Origin of the sequence: Citrifermentans bemidjiense Bem, from assembly GCF_000020725.1 — a bacterium.
GTDB classification, from domain to species: domain Bacteria; phylum Desulfobacterota; class Desulfuromonadia; order Geobacterales; family Geobacteraceae; genus Geomonas; species Geomonas bemidjiensis.
In genome coordinates, this window is sequence record NC_011146.1 from 2,079,401 (window position 1) to 2,098,264 (window position 18,864).

At 63.0% G+C, this 18,864-nt stretch carries 16 protein-coding genes and 1 riboswitch; of the genes, 12 read left to right on the forward strand and 4 right to left on the reverse strand.

Annotation, left to right across the window (positions count from 1 at the left end; all coding sequences use genetic code 11):
• Nucleotides 1-549 precede the first annotated feature (549 nt).
• Nucleotides 550-625, forward strand: a riboswitch (cyclic di-GMP riboswitch).
• Nucleotides 626-698: 73 nt separating this feature from the next.
• Nucleotides 699-3,989: an Ig-like domain-containing protein gene (locus tag GBEM_RS20370; protein WP_012530233.1), complete on the forward strand. Its 3,291-nt coding sequence runs from the start codon at nucleotides 699-701 to the stop codon at nucleotides 3,987-3,989.
• Nucleotides 3,990-4,206: 217 nt separating this feature from the next.
• Here the strand turns inward: GBEM_RS20370 and GBEM_RS09035 are convergent, their stop codons facing one another.
• The 4 genes from GBEM_RS09035 to GBEM_RS09045 all read right to left on the reverse strand — a co-directional run bounded on the left by GBEM_RS09035 (nucleotide 4,207) and on the right by GBEM_RS09045 (nucleotide 7,074).
• Entirely contained in the window at nucleotides 4,207-4,860 is a 654-nt protein-coding gene (locus tag GBEM_RS09035) for a choice-of-anchor C family PEP-CTERM protein (protein ID WP_012530234.1), read from the reverse strand.
• Nucleotides 4,857-5,030: a hypothetical protein gene (locus tag GBEM_RS21450; RefSeq protein WP_012530235.1), complete on the reverse strand. Its 174-nt coding sequence runs from the start codon at nucleotides 5,028-5,030 to the stop codon at nucleotides 4,857-4,859. The genes GBEM_RS09035 and GBEM_RS21450 overlap by 4 nt, the downstream gene beginning before the upstream one ends.
• An 83-nt stretch (nucleotides 5,031-5,113) precedes the next feature.
• Nucleotides 5,114-6,328: a VanZ family protein gene (locus tag GBEM_RS09040; RefSeq protein WP_012530236.1), complete on the reverse strand. Its 1,215-nt coding sequence runs from the start codon at nucleotides 6,326-6,328 to the stop codon at nucleotides 5,114-5,116.
• Between the two features lie 29 nt (nucleotides 6,329-6,357).
• Nucleotides 6,358-7,074 carry a Crp/Fnr family transcriptional regulator gene (locus GBEM_RS09045; protein ID WP_012530237.1) on the reverse strand — a complete coding sequence of 239 codons (717 nt, stop codon included), beginning with the start codon at nucleotides 7,072-7,074 and terminating at the stop codon, nucleotides 6,358-6,360.
• 292 nt (nucleotides 7,075-7,366) lie between these two features.
• On the opposite strand from GBEM_RS09045, the gene xrtA reads away from it, so the two are divergent.
• The 11 genes from xrtA (at nucleotide 7,367) to GBEM_RS09100 (ending at nucleotide 18,862) form a co-directional block, all read left to right on the forward strand.
• Entirely contained in the window at nucleotides 7,367-8,212 is an 846-nt protein-coding gene (gene xrtA / locus GBEM_RS09050) for an exosortase A (protein ID WP_012530238.1), read from the forward strand.
• Nucleotides 8,209-8,835, forward strand: coding sequence for an exosortase C-terminal domain/associated protein EpsI (locus GBEM_RS09055; protein WP_012530239.1), 627 nt, complete (start codon nucleotides 8,209-8,211; stop codon nucleotides 8,833-8,835). The genes xrtA and GBEM_RS09055 overlap by 4 nt, the downstream gene beginning before the upstream one ends.
• A gap of 121 nt (nucleotides 8,836-8,956) precedes the next feature.
• Entirely contained in the window at nucleotides 8,957-10,243 is a 1,287-nt protein-coding gene (locus GBEM_RS09060) for a nucleotide sugar dehydrogenase (RefSeq protein WP_041263156.1), read from the forward strand.
• A gap of 23 nt (nucleotides 10,244-10,266) precedes the next feature.
• A complete protein-coding gene (prsK, locus tag GBEM_RS09065) occupies nucleotides 10,267-12,339 on the forward strand; it encodes an XrtA/PEP-CTERM system histidine kinase PrsK (protein WP_012530241.1) in 2,073 nt (690 codons plus the stop codon).
• A 10-nt stretch (nucleotides 12,340-12,349) separates the two neighbouring features.
• On the forward strand, nucleotides 12,350-13,714 hold the full coding sequence (prsR, locus tag GBEM_RS09070) for a PEP-CTERM-box response regulator transcription factor (RefSeq protein ID WP_012530242.1): 1,365 nt from the start codon (nucleotides 12,350-12,352) through the stop codon (nucleotides 13,712-13,714).
• A gap of 21 nt (nucleotides 13,715-13,735) precedes the next feature.
• Complete coding sequence (locus GBEM_RS09075) at nucleotides 13,736-14,725, forward strand: AAA family ATPase (RefSeq protein WP_012530243.1); 990 nt, start codon at nucleotides 13,736-13,738, stop codon at nucleotides 14,723-14,725.
• Nucleotides 14,722-15,606 carry a DUF58 domain-containing protein gene (locus GBEM_RS09080; RefSeq protein WP_012530244.1) on the forward strand — a complete coding sequence of 295 codons (885 nt, stop codon included), beginning with the start codon at nucleotides 14,722-14,724 and terminating at the stop codon, nucleotides 15,604-15,606. The genes GBEM_RS09075 and GBEM_RS09080 overlap by 4 nt, the downstream gene beginning before the upstream one ends.
• Before the next feature lies 1 nt (nucleotide 15,607).
• Nucleotides 15,608-16,141 carry a hypothetical protein gene (locus tag GBEM_RS09085; RefSeq protein ID WP_012530245.1) on the forward strand — a complete coding sequence of 178 codons (534 nt, stop codon included), beginning with the start codon at nucleotides 15,608-15,610 and terminating at the stop codon, nucleotides 16,139-16,141.
• Nucleotides 16,138-17,133 carry a vWA domain-containing protein gene (locus GBEM_RS09090; RefSeq protein WP_012530246.1) on the forward strand — a complete coding sequence of 332 codons (996 nt, stop codon included), beginning with the start codon at nucleotides 16,138-16,140 and terminating at the stop codon, nucleotides 17,131-17,133. Before GBEM_RS09085 ends, GBEM_RS09090 begins: the two co-directional genes overlap by 4 nt.
• Nucleotides 17,133-18,089 carry a VWA domain-containing protein gene (locus tag GBEM_RS09095; protein WP_012530247.1) on the forward strand — a complete coding sequence of 319 codons (957 nt, stop codon included), beginning with the start codon at nucleotides 17,133-17,135 and terminating at the stop codon, nucleotides 18,087-18,089. Before GBEM_RS09090 ends, GBEM_RS09095 begins: the two co-directional genes overlap by 1 nt.
• Entirely contained in the window at nucleotides 18,086-18,862 is a 777-nt protein-coding gene (locus tag GBEM_RS09100) for a hypothetical protein (RefSeq protein WP_012530248.1), read from the forward strand. The genes GBEM_RS09095 and GBEM_RS09100 overlap by 4 nt, the downstream gene beginning before the upstream one ends.
• Nucleotides 18,863-18,864: the final 2 nt, after the last annotated feature.

Below are 18,864 nucleotides of genomic sequence, written 5' to 3' on the forward strand. Positions count from 1 at the left end.
CGGCCATAAAGGGCTCCGTGGCAAGCAAGTCCGTGACCAGGCTGTATTGAGCTAGCTGATACCGCCTTGTATGTGGAAGCAGCAGCAAAAAAGGAAGGGAGCCTTAGCGCTCCCTTCCTTTTTTTAGTTTGAGGTTGCGCCTCGCGTCAACATCTCCCGCCGCTTTGCCGGCTCTTTCCGTCGAAAAAATAGGGGTTTGACGATTTTATTTTCTTCCTGCGATCCAGGAAACGCCAAATAGCCAGCCCGCTGCTCAGGACTTGGACAGTTGTTCAACTGCTTCCAAACAAACGGCAGACTCAGTAAATACGGGCACTTGAGGTAACCGGCGCCTGGCGCTGTGCAGGTTTCATGCAGATGTGAAGCTCTTGTTTTTCAACTGCTTCCGTGAAAAAAACGCTAATTACAGTGACTTATGTGTGCTGCAGACCTTTGGCACTGCAGTTGCGATGGCACAGGCTAAAGGTAATGACTGTGTACAGGATGGAGGTTGCGATGAGCAACAAGCACGGAAGCGGTTAGTAGAGATCAGTTAAAACTAAATAGCAACAACGACAATACTAAACCATCCGTGAGGATGGGACGGAAAGCCCACGGGTCTCCCTGAGACAGCCGGGTCGCCGAATCTAACAGATGGTTTTTTTACATCATAGAGAAGCGACCCGGTTTTTTTGTGTCAGGGAATAAAGGAGATAGAAATGAAGAAGCGTAACGCAATACTCACCGCAACCTTAGGAATCCTCTTGTACACGAACGTCGCCTCTGCCGCAGTGTTGTTCTCCGACGATTTCGATTCCCGCAGCGATTGGAGCCCGGCACAGGGGGCTTCCGGTGCTACCTGCATCCCAGGGCAGAACTGCGCCACGCCGATCCCGGATGGCTACTACGATTACCGCGTGGCGGGAACCGAGGCCTGCAGCAACACCGACGGCAACCACAATACCCTGAACATCAATGGTCAGCACCCCAGGGGGGGAGCCGGCAAGAGCTTCATGATGTGGAACGAGCCCTGCTACAGCAGGAGCGGCAGCTGGGGATCCGACGGCCTCCTGGGCATCGATTTCGCCCCGCAAAACGAGGTGTACGTCAGGTATTGGGTCCAGTTCCAGCCGGACTGGAGGTGGAATGGCGACGGCTCCATCGATGGGCTGGCCTTGGGTACGGCAAACCCGAGCCCGATGCAAAAGTTCATGCACATCTCCCACCTGGACCCGACGAACCCAAACCTCTGGGATTTCTTCAGCGGCACCCAAAACAAGCCTCGCTTCACCCCGCAGCTCGCCAAATTCGGCGGCGGCAGCTATCGGCTTCAGTTCAACCTCCCGCATTCCCCTTTGACTGCTGCACGTGATAGTTCCGCCTCTTTCACTACTAATGTATACCTCGGCGCTGCCCCTCTCGACATGAACGTACCGGGCCCCGCCGGTTTGCCGGCAGCTCCGCGCGACGGCGGGTGGCACAGCTTCGAGTTCTACGTCAAGCTGAACAGCGCAGGCGGGGTCGCCGACGGTATCTCCAAGGTCTGGTACGACGGCGCCCTGGTCGAATCGACCACGAACGTGGTGTGGGTTCCCTTAGGTGACGACCCGGCGCAGTGGAAGTGGAATCACGCCTGGCTGGGCGGCAACAACGCCAACCTCTACCTTCCGGCCAACGAGCAGTGGTACGCCATAGACGACGTGGTGGTGAGCACCACCTACAGCGGTCCTCCGGCGCAGCCGTTGAGCCTGAGCGCCGCAGCCGTCGCGGCAAACACCGTGAGCCTGAGCTGGAGCGCCGGTAGCAACGGGGTCGCGTATAACGTAGACGGCTACCGCATCTACTACGGCAAGGACGCCTCCAACTTGGACATGAAACTGGACGCGGGGAACGTGCAGCAATACGACATCTCTTCCCTCGACCCCTCCACCAAGTACTACTTCGCGGTCTCCGCCTACAGCAAGGGGAGCTACGACAGCAACGACAACGAAGGTATGCGCTCGGTGACGGCAAGCGCGACCACCGCTTCCGGTGCTGCCATCGCGGTTGCCGATGCGGTTGCACCGGTGGATTCCATCTCCTCGCCGGCTAACGGCTCCACCGTGAGCGGCAACGTGACGGTGAACGTGGCAGCCAGCGACAACGTGGCGGTCAGCAAGGTAGAGCTGTACCTGAACGGTTCCATCTTCGGCGTGGTGGGTTCGGCTCCCTACACCCTGAGCTGGAATACGGCCAACAACCCCAATGCTACCTACACCCTGACCGCGAAAGCGTATGACGCAGCCGGTAACGTGGGGCAGACAACGAGCTCCGTGGTCGTGAAAAACGCAGTCGCAGTCCTCGATGCTTCGGCCCCGGTGATCGGCTCCTTCACCATGCCCGCTTCCGCCACCTCGCTGACCGTTCCGGTTAGTGCCTTTGCCGCCAGCGACGACATCGGCGTCACCGGCTACCAGATCACCGAGAACGCGACGGCCCCGGCGGCAGACGCCACCACCTGGAAAACAAGCGCACCGACCAGCTTCACCTTCTCCGCAGCAGGTTCCCGCACCGCCTACGCCTGGTGCAAGGACGCCTCCGGCAAGGTATCGGCAGCCAAGACCGCCCTGGTCAGCATCACCATCGCCACTGCCGACACGGCCGCCCCGGTGGTCGCCTTCACCTCTCCGGTGGACGGTTCCAAGGTCAAGGGGACGGTAACCGTGTCCGCCAACATCACCGACAACGTCGCCGTGAGCAAGGTCGAGTACTACGTGAACGGCCTGCTCAAGCTGACTTCCACCTCCGCGCCCTACTCGGTTCCCTGGGGCACCACCAACTACCCCGACGGCTCCAACACCATCATGATCAAGGCCTATGACGCAGCCGGCAACGTCGGTCAGTCCAGCGTCACGGTCATCGTCGCCAACGACGCGATCGCGCCGTCGGTCTCCATCGTCTCCCCGGTGGCAGGCTCCACTATCGGCGGCACGGTATCGGTATCGGCAAACGCCAGCGACAACCTGGCGGTTGAGAGGGTAGAGCTCTACCTGAACGGCGCGCTGGTGGCGACCTCCACCGCGGCTCCCTACGGCTTCAGCTGGAACACCGCGAATGCAGCAAACGGCTCCTACACGGTGAGCGCCAAGGCTTATGACGCAGCCGGCAATGTCGGCCAGGCCTCGGCAACGGTCAGCGTATTCAACGACACCACCGCCCCCTCGGTCGCCATCTCCTCCCCGGTGGCAGGTTCCACGGTGAACGGTACCGTCAGCCTGTACGCCAATGCCAGCGACAACGTTGGGGTGACCAAGGTCGAGTTCTACCTGGACGGCGCCCTGCAGGCGACCTCCACCGCGGCTCCCTACGGCTTCAGCTGGAACACCGCGAATGCAGCAAACGGCTCCTACACGGTGAGCGCCAAGGCTTATGACGCAGCCGGCAATGTCGGCCAGGCCTCGGCAACGGTCAGCGTATTCAACGACACCACCGCCCCCTCGGTCGCCATCTCCTCACCGGTGGCAGGTTCCACGGTGAACGGTACCGTCAACCTGTACGCCAATGCCAGCGACAACGTTGGGGTGACCAAGGTCGAGTTCTACCTGGACGGCGCGCTGCAGGCGACCTCCACCGCGGCTCCCTATGGTTTCAGCTGGAACACGACGACCGCAGCCAGCGGGACCCACACCCTGAGCGCCAAGGCCTACGACGCGTCCGGGAACGTCGGCCAGTCCGCCAGCGTAAGCGTCAACGTCGTGAACGACTCGGTGGCCCCGGTGATCAGCGTGAGCGCCCCGACCAAGGACTACCTAACCTCCAGCAAGCTCCCCATCTCCGCCTCCGCGACGGACAACGTGGCAGTCGTCAAGATGGAAGCTTACGTGGACAACGCCCTGGTGATATCCACCAACAACTCCTCTTTCAGCGTCAGCACCAACATTGCGAAGGGGGTCCACACCGTCACCATCAAGGCCTACGACGCCTCCAACAACGTCGCAGTGTTCAGCAAGACGGTCAACAGGTTCTTCTAAGCACCGAGCCGGAAACGCAAGGTCAAAGGGGAGCTTACAGGCTCCCTACAAAAAAATCCCCGCACCCTCGCGGGGATTTTTTTTGTCTATCACTCCGCGTAATCCGCGTACACGTCTTCTGTCGAGGCAGTCCGTCCCGAAATGAATGCATAAAAAAAACCCGCTTCCGAAAAAGCGGGTTTCATGACGAACCGATCAAAAGAAGCGATATGACTCATTACGCTCTGCGGCGCCATAAGCACATGCCAGCGAGTCCAGCCCCAAGAAGAAAGATGGTGGAAGGCTCCGGTACGGCATCCACCCTGACATTGTCCAGGGCGGCTCCCCATGCCTCGTCAGGGTTCAACGAGTTGGTGATGTCGCCGAAGAAGAGTTCCGCGCTGTCGCTGCTCGCTACGAAATCGAAATATTGGGTAACCCATCCCATGTTCTGATGGGTGTTGCCTGCTTGCTCGAAGGTGAAGGAATGGGTGGTGAATATCTCGCCCGTCGACACGCTGACCAACGATTTGTTATAGGGTCTGTCGGGGTTGCCGGCCATGTCGAACTGCACGCGGTATGTCTGCCCAGCTACGGTGTCGAACGCGGTCCCTACTATCAATCCGTGCTGGTAGTTGCCGGCCAGATCGATACTTTTGGTCCCTTCGCTCGCTTGCCAGTAGGTGTTGATCCAGTCGATGGAGCCATCGACGACACTCCAGCCGTCGATGATGTTCGTGCCGGCACCAACTGTGACAAATGGTGTCGATCCGGGATAGAAACCGTCCTCGAAGCTGCCGTTCGCTATCAAGTTGGCCTGGGCTATGCCAATACTAGCCAAAAACACGATAGACGTGATTGCTAAGGTGACGGCCTTTCTCAAAGTATTCATGGCGGCTCTCCTTTTTCGGGGTGATAAAAACGGGCTATTGCAGCATAAATTGTGCCGTAACTGTAAGTAACCGTTTTTTCTGCACTTTTGCTCTTATGGCTTCCGCGTGGTTTGTAAAGATTGCCGACAGCCGTGACCCGGTACTTGCTGCCGGGCGAGACGTTATCCATTTAAAAACCTTCACTTGTGGCGGGAAAGCCATTTAAGGCGGGATGTAAGGTAACCCGACATTAAAAGAGGCACCAGGCGTCTTTCAGGGAACTGCCCCCGCCCGGGCACCTTTTGCGGCACTGCGCAGGTAGAACGCCGGCGCGAGCCAGCCGGCGAGCGCCAAGAGCGCCTGGGTCAGGTCGGGGATGCGACCGGGGATCGCTAGCTGCTGCCACTCCAGCAGGAAGACGAAGCTAAAGACGGCTGCCGCTCCCGGCCAGACCGCCCCCCGCGCTTCTCCCCGCCCCAGCGGGAAGAGGAGCGACATCGCCGCGAAAGGCCACACTCCTTCCAGTATGCTCCCGAAACCGCTCAGCTCGTGAGCCAACTGCCCCTTAAACGGTATCCAGCTGATACCTGCCGCCACACTCCCCACACCCGGTTTCAACTCGTAGCAGGCGAAGCCGGCGACAAGCAGCAGACACCCCATTAGACGCCTCGATTTCTCCCCCAAAAAACCCGCCGCTAAAAGTAGCGGAACCCCAGCGAACAACCCCGCCAAAGCCTCCAGGGAGAGCTGGTGCCCCTGGATGAAGATCTTGGCGCAGAGAACGCCCGCCGCAAAGAACGTGAAAAGCGGGAGGGGAAGGGCGCGCCGCCGGAAGGTCTCCTGCGCCACCACCCCGAGCCCGGCGAGATAGAAAAAATAGGTGCCTGCCTGCGCCAGGTCGAAGCGCGACAGGTCGTTGGCCGTGTACCAAAGCGGCTTGAGCCCGTTCTTGATCCCTCCAAAGTCGAGCGAGGGGACGAAGGGTGCCCATTGGGAGGAAAGCCAGAGCAAAAGGACGCAAAGGCCAAGCTCCCCCCGGATTCCCGCGGCGAGAAAGCTCGCCCGCCAGCGCGACCAGGCCCCTTCGGGCACGGCCGCTTGCTGCCAGCAAAGCGCAAGGAGCGCGCCGGCGGAGGTTCCCGCGGTGTTGGTGCAGAGGTCTACGACGGAGGGGGTGCGGTCGGGGAGGAAGGCCTGGGTAAATTCCATGGCGAAGCTGAGCGCGCTCCCGCCGAATACCGCGCAGAGAAAGGGAAGGGCCAGACGCCCGTCATCCCGGCGGAACAGGCGGAAGAGAAGATAGCCCAAAGGGACGTAGGCGATGACGTTGACCAGGAGGTCGCTCTTGGAGACGTGGTCGGGAAGCTCGAAGGTGCACCAGACGAAAAGGCCGGCGCCGGGGAGGCGCCAGCCGCTGAAGGGGAAGAGGGAGGCGTAGGCGATCAAGAGGACGCAGGCCAAGGCCGGAAGCAGCGCTTTTCGGTTCAAATGCTCCCCCTTTGTGTCGGCGCCCGTCCCTAGTGCCTGGCCCGCTGCTGGTGGAAGGGGTGGTTCAGTAAAATGGCCTTGTTCTGCAGCACGGAGATAACCCCGGACCTCTCCAGGGTCCTCAAGACCCGGCTCATGGTCTCGCGGGTGACGGACGCGTAGCTCGCCATCTGCTGGTGGGTCATCTTCACGTCGATGATGATGCCGCGGTCGTCCCGCACGCCGTAGAGTTCCCCCAGGCGGTCCAGAAGCGAGATAACGCGGTCCTGCGCGTTCTCGGCGTTGAAGGAGAGTATCCTGATCATCTCCCAGGAGTCCCTGAGCCTGCCGCAGAGCAGTTCGATGATCTTGCGGCGGATCCCCTCGTTGCTCATCAGGTGCTTTTCGAAGTCGTCCTTGTGCAGAAGGCCTATCACCGACTCCTCGTGGGCGATGATGGTGGCGGGCGAGGTCTTGCCGTCCAGAAGCGACATCTCTCCGAAGAAGTCGTTCTTCTTGTGGATGGTGATGATCTGCTCCTTGCCGTCTTCGTTCAGTTTGACCACCCGCACCTTCCCCGAATAGATCAGGTACATGTAGTTGCTGGTGTCTTCCTCGTAAAGGACTATCTGTTCCTTATCGTAGTCCTGCTTCCGGAAGAGCCTTTCCACCAGTTCGATTTCGCCGGGCTCGAGGGTGGAAAAAAAGGGGATGCTGCTGATGATGCGCGCCTCTGCTTTTTGTTTTTGCCCTGCCTGCCGAGTCATCCGGTGCCTCCTCGTTTACATCTGAATCTTGGTGCCGGCGAGCAGAGTGAACCCGGGGTTGCAACGGCACTTCATTGGCTTTGTTCCACACATTGCCGGAAAGCGTAAGGGCGGTGTTGGCACTTGCCGACGCGTAATTGACTGTTTGCGAAATTGCTTCATTGTGTATTGTCAGAGTCCGGTTTAACACAATGAATTAATACTTGTCAATTTGTCCTTCACACTGTAAAGTGTAGCATCCAAAATCGACCCTGTTATTAGCCCACCTGTTGCGGATTCGAGGTTATCTCCAATGACAGTCGCCGAGTGTTTGAAACATCACAGGGTGCAGTTTCTTTTGGTGCTGTTGATACTGGCCGCCGTTTACTGGAGCGTTGTGCCTGAGATGGTTCAGCAGTGGTACGAGGACGAGAACTATTCCCACGGTTTCGTCGTCCCCCTGATCGCCGGGTATTTCGCCTACGAGCGCCGCAAGGATCTGGCCTCCGTGCTGGCCGAGCCTTGGTGGCCCGGGCTTTTGCTGGTGGTCGCCGGCCTTATGCAACTGGTGGTGGGTTGGCTTGGCACCGAATTTTTCACCATGCGCAGTTCCCTTGTGGTCACCCTTTGCGGGATGACCCTTTTTTTATTGGGAAAGAGGCTGTTCCGGCTCATGCTGCTGCCGCTTGCCTACCTCCTTTTCATGGTGCCGCTCCCCTACATCATCTACGACATGGTTGCCTTCCCCCTGAAACTATTCGTGACCCGCGTCTCCATAGCGACGCTGAAGCTCATGGGGGTGGTGGTGATGAGGGAGGGGAACATCATCATGCTCCCCTTCACCACGCTGGAGGTAGCCGACGCCTGCAGCGGCATCAGGTCGCTCATCTCGCTCCTCGCGCTTGCGGTCGCCTACGCCTTCTTCCTGGAGATGGGGCAGTTGCGCCGGGGCCTGCTGATCCTCGCTGCCATACCTATCGCCATATCGGCCAACGCGCTCAGGGTGATCGGTACGGGGGTCCTGGCCCAGTACTGGGGCGCCAGGGCCGCGGAAGGGTTCTTCCACGAGTTCGCGGGGCTCGCGGTCTTCGTGGTCGCCATCGCGCTCATGATCGGGCTCGGCTCTTTGCTGTCGCGCGGTAAAGGGGGTGCGGCATGAAGGCGCATTTCCTGGCGATCTACCTGCTTCTCGTTGCGGCCGGTCTTTACCTGCACCTGCACAGCGACCTGAGCGTCCCCATCAACCGCCCCTTGCAGCAGTTTCCGGCCGCGGTGAACAGCTGGCGCATGACCGACGAAGGGCAGCTCTCCGGGGAGGTCCAGAACGTGCTCAAGGCCTCCGACGTCCTGATCCGGCAGTACCAGGGTCCGCAGGGGGAGAAGGTGCAGCTATACATCGGCTATCACGGCGGCGGCAAGGGGGGAGGGGAGATCCACTCGCCCAAGCACTGCCTTCCCGGCAGCGGCTGGCTGGAGCACTCCAGTAACCGCTACACCATAAAGGCCGGAAAAGACGACCTGAACCTGGTCCAGGCGGTGTACCAGAAGGGGGAAAGCAGCGAATTCTTCCTCTACTGGTACCAGGTGCGCGGCAAGAGCCTCTCCGAGGAATTCTCGCTCAAGGGGCAGCAGATTCTGAACTCGGTATTGCACCGGCGCCGCGACGCCTCCTTCATCAGGGTTTCCATCCCCTTCCAGGGGGATGAGCGGCAGGCCAAGGCCGTAGGGGAGCGCTTCGTAAAGGAGTTCCTCCCGGCGATACGGACCTTCCTGCCGAGCTGAGCCTCCCGGCGCGGCTCTCCATCTGCCTCATGGCGATGGCGGCGCGGGTAGGGCGGCAATGGAACTGCAGCGCGATAAATTCATTTTGGCGGCCTTGGTGCCGCAATTTCAGGAGGACGACTTGACGGTAGAGCGCATTGTCTCAGTGGTAGGGCTAGGGTACGTGGGGCTTCCGGTAGCGGTTGCCTTCGGCAAGGTGCGCCGCGCCATAGGCTTCGACATCAATGGCACCAGGATCAAGGAGCTGTGCGAGGGGTACGACCGGACCGCCGAGGTGGAGGCGGGGGATCTGGCTCAAGCGGACATCCTGTTCACCGACCGGGTCGAGGACCTGGCTCAGGCCAATTTCCACATCGTGGCGGTCCCGACCCCCATCGACGAGGCGAACCAGCCGGACCTGAGCCTCGTCTGCCGGGCCAGCGAGACCGTGGGGAAGGCGCTTAAAAAGGGCGACATCGTGGTCTACGAATCCACCGTCTACCCGGGGGTAACCGAGGACGAATGCGTCCCGGTCCTGGAGCGGGTCTCCGGCCTCAAAGGCGGTATCGACTTCAAGGTGGGATACAGCCCGGAGCGGATCAACCCCGGCGACAAGGAGCACACCTTCACCAAGATCAAGAAGGTGGTCTCCGGCCAGGACAGTGAGACCCTGGAGGTGGTGGCGGAGGTCTACAGCTCGGTGGTGACGGCGGGGGTGTTCCGCGCCTCCTCCATCAAGGTGGCGGAAGCGGCCAAGGTGATCGAGAACACCCAGCGCGACCTGAACATCGCCCTCATGAACGAACTGGCGCTCATCTTCGACCGCCTGGGGATCGACACCTCCGAGGTGCTGGCGGCAGCCGGGAGCAAGTGGAACTTCCTCAAGTTCTCCCCCGGTCTGGTCGGCGGGCACTGCATCGGCGTCGACCCTTACTACCTCACCCACAAGGCGGAGAAGTTAGGCTACATCCCGCAGGTGATCCTGGCGGGGCGGCGCATCAACGACGGCATGGGGAAATTCGTGGCGCAGCGCGCCGTGAAGGAGATCATCAGGGCCGGGCACCCGGTGCTGAACGCGGTGGTCACGGTGCTGGGGATCACCTTCAAGGAAAACTGCCCCGACATCAGGAACTCCAAGGTCATCGACATCGTCAAGGAGCTCAAGGATTACGGGATGCAGGTCCAGGTCTGCGATCCTATGGCCGACCCGGAGGAGACGCTGCACGAGTACGGGGTGCGGCTCACCCCGAGGGAGCAGTTAAAGCCCGCAGTGGCGGTGGTGGCCGCCGTGGCCCACGCTGAATTCGCCTCCCTCGCGGCACCTGAACTCTTGGCGCTCATGGGTCCCAACCCGGTCTTGATCGACGTGAAGAGCATGTTCGACCGGGAGCGGGTTGAAGAGGCCGGTGTCAAGGTCTGGGCGTTATAAAGGGTTGAATCCCAGAGGGGAACATGGCGCTTTCGCTTGTTGCGATCATCTTGCTTTTGTTTGCCATGCTGAGGATAATCCGGCTGGAGCGCAAAAGCGCCTGCCGCACCTTATTGGCCATCCCCTTTTGCGCCGTCGCCTTCCTGGAGTTCTTCGACTTTGCGGCGCTGTACCAGTTCTTCCCCGAGGTGGACTGGAAGCGGTTGTCGCTTGGGGTCGAGGCGCTGCTCCCGGCGCTTTGGCTGCTGGTGAGCCTCACCTATGCCCGGGACCTGCCCGAACGCGGGCTTTCGCGCTCGACCCGCCTGATGCTCGCCGGCGCCTTCGCTTTGGTCCTGGTCCCCGTCTTGATGCCGGGGGAGGCTCTTTACTACGCTCCCGACTTCCCTCTGGAGCGGATGCTTTTTCTCACCGACGTCGGGTACTACTTCTACGTCGCGATGCTGGTCCTTTTGGTGGTGGCGCTCATGAACCTCGAGTCCACCCTGGTGAACGCCTCCTCCGAGGCGCTTTGGCGCGTTAAGCTCGACATCGTGGCGCTGGGCTCCGTGCTCGCCGTCTGCGTCTTCTACTACACCAACGCGCTCTTGTACCGCTCGCTCAACATGGAGCTGGTTCCCCTGCGCTCGCTTGTTTCCATCATCGCCGCGCTGATGATCGTCTACTCGCGCACCCACTGGAGGGGAACGGCGCAGGTGAAGGTCTCGCAGGCGGTCCTTTTGAAGTCCGTTGTCCTCACCGTAATCGCCGGGTATCTGTTGCTCCTGGGGTCCATCGGTGAGGGGATGAAGTACTTCGGCGCGCTCTTTCCCCGCGTGCTCGCCCTGTCGCTTGGGTTCATCGCGGGGATGCTCCTGCTCCTTTTGCTCCTCTCCGAGCGCGCCCAAAGGGAGCTGAAGGTCTTCCTCCATAAGCACTTCTACCAGAGCAAGTACGACTACCGGGCCCAGTGGCTGGGGCTCACCGAACGCCTGGCCAATTTCGAGAGCGGCGACGGGCTTTTGAGGCTGGTCCTCTCCGCCTACTGCGACATCTTCGGAGTGAGGGGGGGGGCGCTGTTCCTGCACCAGGACGGGTGCGGCTGGTTCTGCGCCACTGGGATCCAGGAGCTGGAAGAGGTCAGGGTAACCATCGCCGCCGACAACCCGCTCATCGCCTATCTGCGCGACCGCCGCTGGGTCTTTTGCAGCCGGGACGACAACCCGGAGATCCTGGAGGCCAACTGCCGCTGGCTTAGGGAACTGAAGGTGAGCTTCGCCATCCCTCTTTTCGAGGGGGAGGCGCTAACCGGTTTCATCGTTTTGGGCGAGCAGGTGGTTCCGGACGAAGAGTACCGCTACGAGGATTACGACCTGATGAAGGCGATCGCGCGCCAGGCCTCGGTGGCGATACAGCACCAGCGCCTCTCCGAGCAACTCACCCAGGCGAAAGCGATGGAGGCGGTGGGGAATCTGGCCACTTTCGTGGTGCACGACCTGAAAAACCTGGCGGCCACCGTATCGCTCGTGGTGGAAAACGCCCGGGAGCACCTGGACAACCCCGAGTTCCAAAAGGACATGCTCTCAAGCCTCGGCAACACCACGAGGAAGATGCACACGCTCATAGGCCGCCTGCGAAACCTCGGCGAGAGCGAACTCTTGCACATGCGCCCCGTAGACCTGCTGGCGTTGGCCCGGCACTCGGCGCGCCAGGTGCAGGGGAGGGCGGTCACGGTGCAGGGGACGCCGGAGAAGGTCATAGGCGACGAGGAAGAATTGGAGAAGGTGCTTTTGAACCTCTTCCTGAACGCGGTGGAGGCTTCCGAGCCGGGGACCCAGATCGTGGCGGAGGTGGGATGCGCGGACTCCCCCTACCTCAAGGTGTCGGACAGCGGCTGCGGCATGTCGCCGCTTTTCATACGGAACGAACTTTTTGCACCGTTCAAGACCACGAAGCAGGCGGGGCTCGGCATCGGGCTCTACCAGTGCCGGCAGATCGTGGCGGCGCACGGCGGCAGGATCGAGGTATGCAGCGTAGAGGGGGAGGGGACCGTGTTCACGGTATGGTTCCCGTCCCCTGCGCTAGGCGCGGAACGGGTCATCACACAGCCGGCATGAGGGGGTGGTAGTGAAAAAACTATTGATTGTCGACGACAACGACGATATCAGGCAGCAGTTGAAGTGGGGCCTGAACCAGGAATTCCAGGTGCTTTTGGCGGCCGATGGCAGAGAGGCGCTGCAGCAGTTCAAAAGCGAGAAGCCCGACGTGGTGGTGCTCGACCTGGGCCTTCCCCCCTACGCCGACAGTTCGGTGGAGGGGTTCCGCTGCCTGGACGAGATGCTCGGGCTGAACCCGGCGGCGAAGGTGATCATGCTGACCGGGAACAACGAACGGGAAAACGCCTTGAAGGCGATGCGCATGGGGGCCTTCGACTTTTACGCCAAGCCCCCGGTTTTGAGCGAGCTGAAGGTGATCATCACCCGCGCCTTTCACCTGGCCAACATCGACGAGCAGAACCTGAGGCAGGTATCGTCCCAGAGCGAGGACGGCGAGCAGTGGGGCATGGTCGGCTCCTGCCCCGAGATGCAGGCCGTCTTTCACACCATCCGCAAGGTTGCCGGCTCCAACGCCCCGATCCTCATCACCGGCGAAAGCGGCACCGGAAAGGAACTGGTGGCGGGCGCCATCCACGAGGCGAGCTCTCGCAACAAGGGGCCGCTGGTGGCCATCAACTGCGGCGCTATTCCCGAGAACCTCCTGGAGAGCGAGCTCTTCGGCCACGAGAAGGGGGCCTTCACCGGCGCCCACGCAGCGGTCAGGGGGAAGCTCCAGTTCGCCCACAAAGGGACGCTCTTTCTCGATGAAATAGGCGAGCTCCCGGTGAACCTCCAGGTGAAGCTTTTGCGCTTCTTGCAGGAGGGGACCATCCAGCGGGTCGGGGGGCGGGAGGAAATCGCCATCGACGCCCGCACCACCTGCGCCACCAACGTGGACATCGCCAAGGCGATCGAGGAAGGGCGCTTTAGGGAGGACCTCTACTACCGCATCGGGGTGATCAACATCAAGCTGCCTCCCTTGCGCGAACGCGGCGACGACATCCTCCTGATCGCGGAGAACTTCCTGCGGCTCTACTGCAAAGAGAACAAGAAGAAGACGGTCCGCTTCTCCACCGCCGCCGTCGCTTTCCTCAAGCGCCACAACTGGCCCGGCAACGTGCGCGAGCTGAAGAACCGGGTACAGCGCGCGGTGATCATGTGCGACGGCGCGAGCATAGGACCGCTCGACCTTGGCTGCGACGTGGAGCCTGCGGCGATGCCGGTTCCCTCCGGTGACGGGGTCTCGCTGAAGGCCGCCCGCGAGCGGATGGAGCGCGAGATGATACAGCAGGCGATCGAGCGCCAGCAGGGGAATATCATGAAGGCGGCCGAGGAACTCGGGGTGAGCCGCCCGACGCTGTACGACCTGATGAAGAAGCTCTCCATCCACCCGTAGGCAGACGAAGAAAGGTAACGCATGAGCGTCAATGGGAACCTGGCCGAGCGCGTGCAGCAGGAATCCGCTTTTCTGGCAGGCGTCGTCTCCGCGGTGGAAAACGTGGTCGTGGGGCAGCGCCCGCTCATCGAACGGATCCTGGTCGCGCTTTTGTCCAACGGCCACCTCCTGATCGAGGGGGTTCCGGGGCTCGCCAAGACCACCCTGGTCAAGACCCTCGCCTCCCTGATCGACGCCCGGTTCCAGCGCATCCAGTTCACTCCCGACCTCCTTCCCGCCGACCTTTTGGGGACCCTGGTGTACAACCCGCGCGAGGGCGATTTCACTACCCGCAAGGGGCCGATCTTCACCAACATCCTCCTCGCTGACGAGATCAACCGCGCCCCCGCCAAGGTGCACAGCGCGCTCCTGGAAGCGATGGAGGAGCGCCAGGTGACCATCAGCGACAGCTCCTACCCGCTTTCCGAGCCGTTCCTGGTCATGGCTACCCAGAACCCCATCGAGCAGGAGGGGACCTACCCGCTCCCCGAGGCGCAGATGGACCGCTTCATGCTCAAGGCGAAGGTGGGATACCCCAGCCGCGCCGACGAGCTGGAGATCATGCGCCGCACCGCCCGCACCTCCCGCAGCTTTTCCGCCGCACCTCTCATCCACCCCGACGACATCCTGCGCGCCCGGGCGCTGGTGGACGACATCTACCTGGACCCGAAGATCGAGAAGTACATCCTCGACCTGGTGCTCGCCACCCGCGACCCGGAAAGCTACGGCTTCGCCGATCTCGCCGGCCTCATCGCCTACGGTGCCTCGCCCAGAGCGAGCATCTACCTCTGCATCGCCTCCCGCGCCCTGGCCCTTTTGCGCGGCCGAGGCTACGTGGTGCCGCAGGACGTGAAGGAGATAGGGCCGGATCTCTTGCGCCACCGCATCATTGTGAGCTACGAGGCGGACGCCCAGGGGGTGGGGGTGGAGGGGATCGTGGAAGAGCTCTTTTCCCGGACCGAGGTGCCATGACCGCCCAGGCTCCCTCCCCAGACCAGCTGCGCCGCCTGCGGGTACTTTCCTCCCGCCTGGTTACCGGGCTCTTCGCCGGGGAGTACCGGAGCGTCTTTAAGGGGAGGGGGATGGAGTTCGAAGGCGTGCGGGAGTACCAGCCCGGGGACGACGTCCGCAACATCGACTGGAACGTGACGGCGCGCGCCGGTCGTCCCTTTCTGAAGCAGTTCGTCGAGGAGCGCGAGCTGAACCTGATGCTCCTGGTGGATCGTTCCGCCTCGCTTGCCTGTCCCACACCCCGCGGCGCCAAGAGCCGCCTCGCCGCCGAGGCAGCCGCGCTTTTGGCCCTGGCCGCCGCGAAGAGCAACGACCGGGTCGGCCTAATCACCTGCAGCGACCGGGTGGAGAGCTTCATTCCCCCAGCCAAGGGGGCGCGCCAGGCGCAGCGCATCGTCGCCTCCCTTAGCTGCAACGCTTCTTCCGGCGGCGGCACCGACCTGGCAGCCGCGCTCGATTACCTGGCGCGGGTCGCCCGCCGCGCCGGCACCCTCTGCATCGTTTCCGACTTTCTCTCCCCCGATTTCAGCCGCGAACTCGCCGCCGTCGCTCGCCGCCACGAGGTGGTGGCGCTGGTCGTCACCGACCCCTCCGACTTCGAGCTTCCGAACGGAGGGCTCCTGGACCTCAGCGACGAGGAGAGCGGGAGGTGCAGCCTGATCGACAGCGCGAGCCCCAAGGTGCGGCGCTTCTTTCGGGAAGCCGCGCTGGAGAGGCGCGCAAGGCTCCTGGAGTCGTTCGCCTCCCTCGGCGTGAAGCACCTGGAGCTTTCCACCACTGAGCCGCCGCTGCACGCCCTGGTCCGTTTCTTCCAGGGGAACCGCCGCCAGGGGAGGCGCTGAAGTGAGCGCCGGCCTCTATGCAGCGCTTGCCGCAGCGCCCCTTTCGGCGACGCTTGCCTCGCTGAGGGGGCCGCTCCCGGCGCCTGAGGCGCCCCCTTTCACGCTTACCCTTCTTTACCTCGCCCTCAGTGCGTTCATTGTCATCGCCTGGCGCCGCCGCAAAAGGCTCCCCCCCGCCGGCGCGGCTCTCCCTGCCGATGCCCCCGAGACGCTGCCGCTACTGGAGGAGGTCGCAACGCGCTTCGAAGCGGGGCAGTTCTCCCCCGAGGAACTCTGTATCATTCTCGCTTCCCTGGCCCGGGTCAGCCTTTCGCAGCGCACCGGCCTTCCCGCCAGTCGCCTGACCAGCGCGGAACTGCTGGAACAGGCTGAAGCCTCGGGGCTCCTCACCCCTATCGAACTGGGACAGGCGGCCGAGCTCTTCCAGCTCTGCGACCGGGTGAAGTTCGCCGCCGAACTGCCCGATGATGAACGGGCGCGGCGCTCGCTGGAACTCGCACGCCTGCTCTTTACCCCCTCCGGGAGCAAGCCATGAGGTTCCACGACCCGCAGCTGCTGTTTCTCTTGGCCCTCCTGGTCCCCTTGTTCGTCTGGATCCGCCGCAGCGAAGGCCGCCGACCCGCTCTTCCACTGAGCGCCGCGTTTGCGGGGGAACCGCTTCCCGAAACGCTCCGCTCGCGCCTGGCACGCCTCCTTCCTTATCTCCGCCTGGCGGTTCTGGCGCTGGGGATAGTCGCCCTTGCCCGCCCCCAGGCGGTCGCTCGGGAGAGCCAGGTGCAAAGCCGAGGGATGGACCTGGTGCTGGCGCTCGATCTCTCCACCAGCATGCTTGCCGAGGAACAGGGGCGCGAGGGGAGGGGGGAGAATCGCCTGGCTGCGGCCAAACGGGTGCTGTCGGAGTTCATCGGCGCACGCAAGCAGGACCGGATCGGCCTCGTTGCCTTCGCCGGGCGCCCCTATCCGGCGGCCCCGCTCACCTCGGACCACCAGTGGCTGCAGGGGATAGTGGAGCGGCTCGATACCAACTCGGTCGAGGACGGGACCGCTCTGGGCGACGCCATCCTCGCCGGGGTCAACCGGCTGCGCCAGCGCCCTGCCGAAGGCCGCGCCCTCATCCTCATCACCGACGGCCGCAATAACGCAGGAGCGGAGCCACAACTGGCGGCGCAGGCGGCGAAGGCCCTGGGGATAAGGGTCCACGCCATCGGCATCGGTTCGCGCGGCAGCGCCGTGATCCCCGTCCCGTCCCCCTTGGGCGGAACCATCTACCGGCGGCTCGACGCGGACCTCGACGCCGCGACCCTAAAGGGGGTGGCCGAGATCACCGGCGGCCGCTACTTCGAGGCCGGTGACGCGACGGTCCTCTCCAGGGTCTTCGCCGAAATCGACCGACTGGAGCGGACCCCCGTCAAGGAGAAGGTTTTCTTCAGCTACGCCGAACTGTTCCGGCCGCTTCTCGCCGCAGCGCTCCTCCTGTTTCTGGCCGAGATGCTCCTTCGCGGCGGGTGGCTCAGGAGGAGCTGCTGATGGAATGGGGCGCACCGGGATACCTCTGGCTGCTGCTCGCCGGAGCGCCGCTTTCCTTGCTCGCGCTTGGCTCCGCGCGGCGGGCGCGCCTTTTGCGGCAGGAGCTGACCGGCGGCCGTCAGGAGAAGGTGGTTGATTTTCTCCCCTGGGGCGTCGCTGCCGCCGCCATGATGCTCCTGGTCGCGGCCCTGGCCGGTCCCCGTTTCGGCGAGGAACCGCGCGAGCGGCTGGCGCAGGGAGGAGACATCCTGTTTCTCCTGGACACCTCCAAGAGCATGCTCACCCGGGATCTCGGCCAAAGCCGGCTTGCCGCCGCCAAGGAGGCGGTGCGGCAGGCTATGGCAGGGCTAAAGGGGGAGCGGGTGGGACTTGTCGTCTTCGCCGGGAGCGCCTTCCTGGTCTGCCCGCTCACCACCGACTATGCGCTTTTCGATCAAGTGCTCAAGGAGGCGGGGGAGGAGACCCTGCCTCTTCCCGGGACCTCGCTTGCCGCAGCGCTCAAAGAGGCGCGCCGTGCATTGCAAGGTGAGGGTGATGAGCCGAAGGTCGTGGTGCTTTTAAGCGACGGCGAAGACCATGAAGGTGAATACGTTGCCGCCGCTCGCGCCCTGAACGCAGCGGGGGTGAAGCTTTACGCCGTCGCCGCCGGAACCTTGCCGGGGGGACCGATCCCGCTTCCGGGGGGCGGGGTCCAGAAGGATCGGGACGGCAGCTTCGTGCTCAGCCGGCTGCGCCCCGAAACGCTGCGGGAGGCGGCTCAAGCGGGGGGAGGGGAGATGGTCGACATCGCAGCGCTTCCCGCCCGGCTCGCCACCCTGCCGCTGCAAAAGAGCGCAGCCAAACCGGCGTCGAGCCGGCAGACCCAGCGGGAACGTTTCCAGGTCCCGCTCGCGCTCGCGCTCGCGCTCGCGCTCTTGTGCGCAGAGCCGCTTCTTCTCTTCCGGGGTAGGCCATGAGACACAAACTTTCAGCCGTTCTCCTTGTTCTTATCTTCCTGACCGGGCTCTATCCCGTGCTGCGCCATGACCTCTTCCACTTCGCCTGGCGGCAAGGGAGGGAGGCGCTGTCCCGCGGCGACAACGAGCGGGGCCTAGCCGCCTTTGCCTGGGCCGAAAGGATGCGCGGGGGCGAGCCTCTTCTTGCCTACGACGCCGGCGTCGCCTTCTACCGGGCTGGGGAGTACGCCCAAGCCTTAGAGCGTTTTTCCGCCGCTAGCGCCGCCGGCGATCCCGGCTTGAAAGAAGCCGCGCTCTACAACAGAGGGAACGCCGCGGTCAAGGAAGCGGAAAGAAAAGGGGGCGATGCCTCTGGCGCCGCGGCGCTGCTGCGGCAGGCGGAGACGAGCTACCGTCAGGCGATGGAGTTGAACCCGCGCGCCGTGGACGCGAAGCGCAACCTGGAACTGGTCCGCGTGCGGCTTCAAGCGCTCGACGCCGCGAAAGTCGGCGCCCCCGGGATGAAATCGCGCGGCAGTTCGGCAGAGCCGCAGGCCGCAAGCCGAGATTGGCAGGGGGGAGAGCAGGGGAAAGAACAGGGAGCAAAGAGCCGCGGCAACAGGGCCGGGGAGGAGTCGGACCAGGCGGCGCGGCACGGGCGGCGCGCGGCGGAGATGTCCCGGGAGGATGCCGAGCGCCTCTTAGCCGAGGAGCGCGGGCGTGAGACGCTGGTGCCGCAGGTTTTGGGTGCCGGCGGCAAGGGGCGCCATGCCCCCGCCGGGAAGGAGTGGTGAAG

Excerpts from the sequence above, each read along its gene's own strand:
- GBEM_RS09045 (WP_012530237.1), bottom strand. The coding sequence starts at position 7,074 with ATGACTCGGCAGGCAGGGCAAAAACAAAAAGCAGAGGCGCGCATCATC.
- GBEM_RS20370 (WP_012530233.1), top strand. The coding sequence starts at position 699 with ATGAAGAAGCGTAACGCAATACTCACCGCAACCTTAGGAATCCTCTTG.
- GBEM_RS09100 (WP_012530248.1), top strand. The coding sequence starts at position 18,086 with ATGAGACACAAACTTTCAGCCGTTCTCCTTGTTCTTATCTTCCTGACC.
- GBEM_RS09095 (WP_012530247.1), top strand. The coding sequence starts at position 17,133 with ATGGAATGGGGCGCACCGGGATACCTCTGGCTGCTGCTCGCCGGAGCG.
- GBEM_RS21450 (WP_012530235.1), bottom strand. The coding sequence starts at position 5,030 with ATGGATAACGTCTCGCCCGGCAGCAAGTACCGGGTCACGGCTGTCGGC.
- GBEM_RS09075 (WP_012530243.1), top strand. The coding sequence starts at position 13,736 with ATGAGCGTCAATGGGAACCTGGCCGAGCGCGTGCAGCAGGAATCCGCT.
- prsK (WP_012530241.1), top strand. The coding sequence starts at position 10,267 with ATGGCGCTTTCGCTTGTTGCGATCATCTTGCTTTTGTTTGCCATGCTG.
- GBEM_RS09035 (WP_012530234.1), bottom strand. The coding sequence starts at position 4,860 with ATGAATACTTTGAGAAAGGCCGTCACCTTAGCAATCACGTCTATCGTG.
- GBEM_RS09090 (WP_012530246.1), top strand. The coding sequence starts at position 16,138 with ATGAGGTTCCACGACCCGCAGCTGCTGTTTCTCTTGGCCCTCCTGGTC.
- GBEM_RS09080 (WP_012530244.1), top strand. The coding sequence starts at position 14,722 with ATGACCGCCCAGGCTCCCTCCCCAGACCAGCTGCGCCGCCTGCGGGTA.
- xrtA (WP_012530238.1), top strand. The coding sequence starts at position 7,367 with ATGACAGTCGCCGAGTGTTTGAAACATCACAGGGTGCAGTTTCTTTTG.
- GBEM_RS09055 (WP_012530239.1), top strand. The coding sequence starts at position 8,209 with ATGAAGGCGCATTTCCTGGCGATCTACCTGCTTCTCGTTGCGGCCGGT.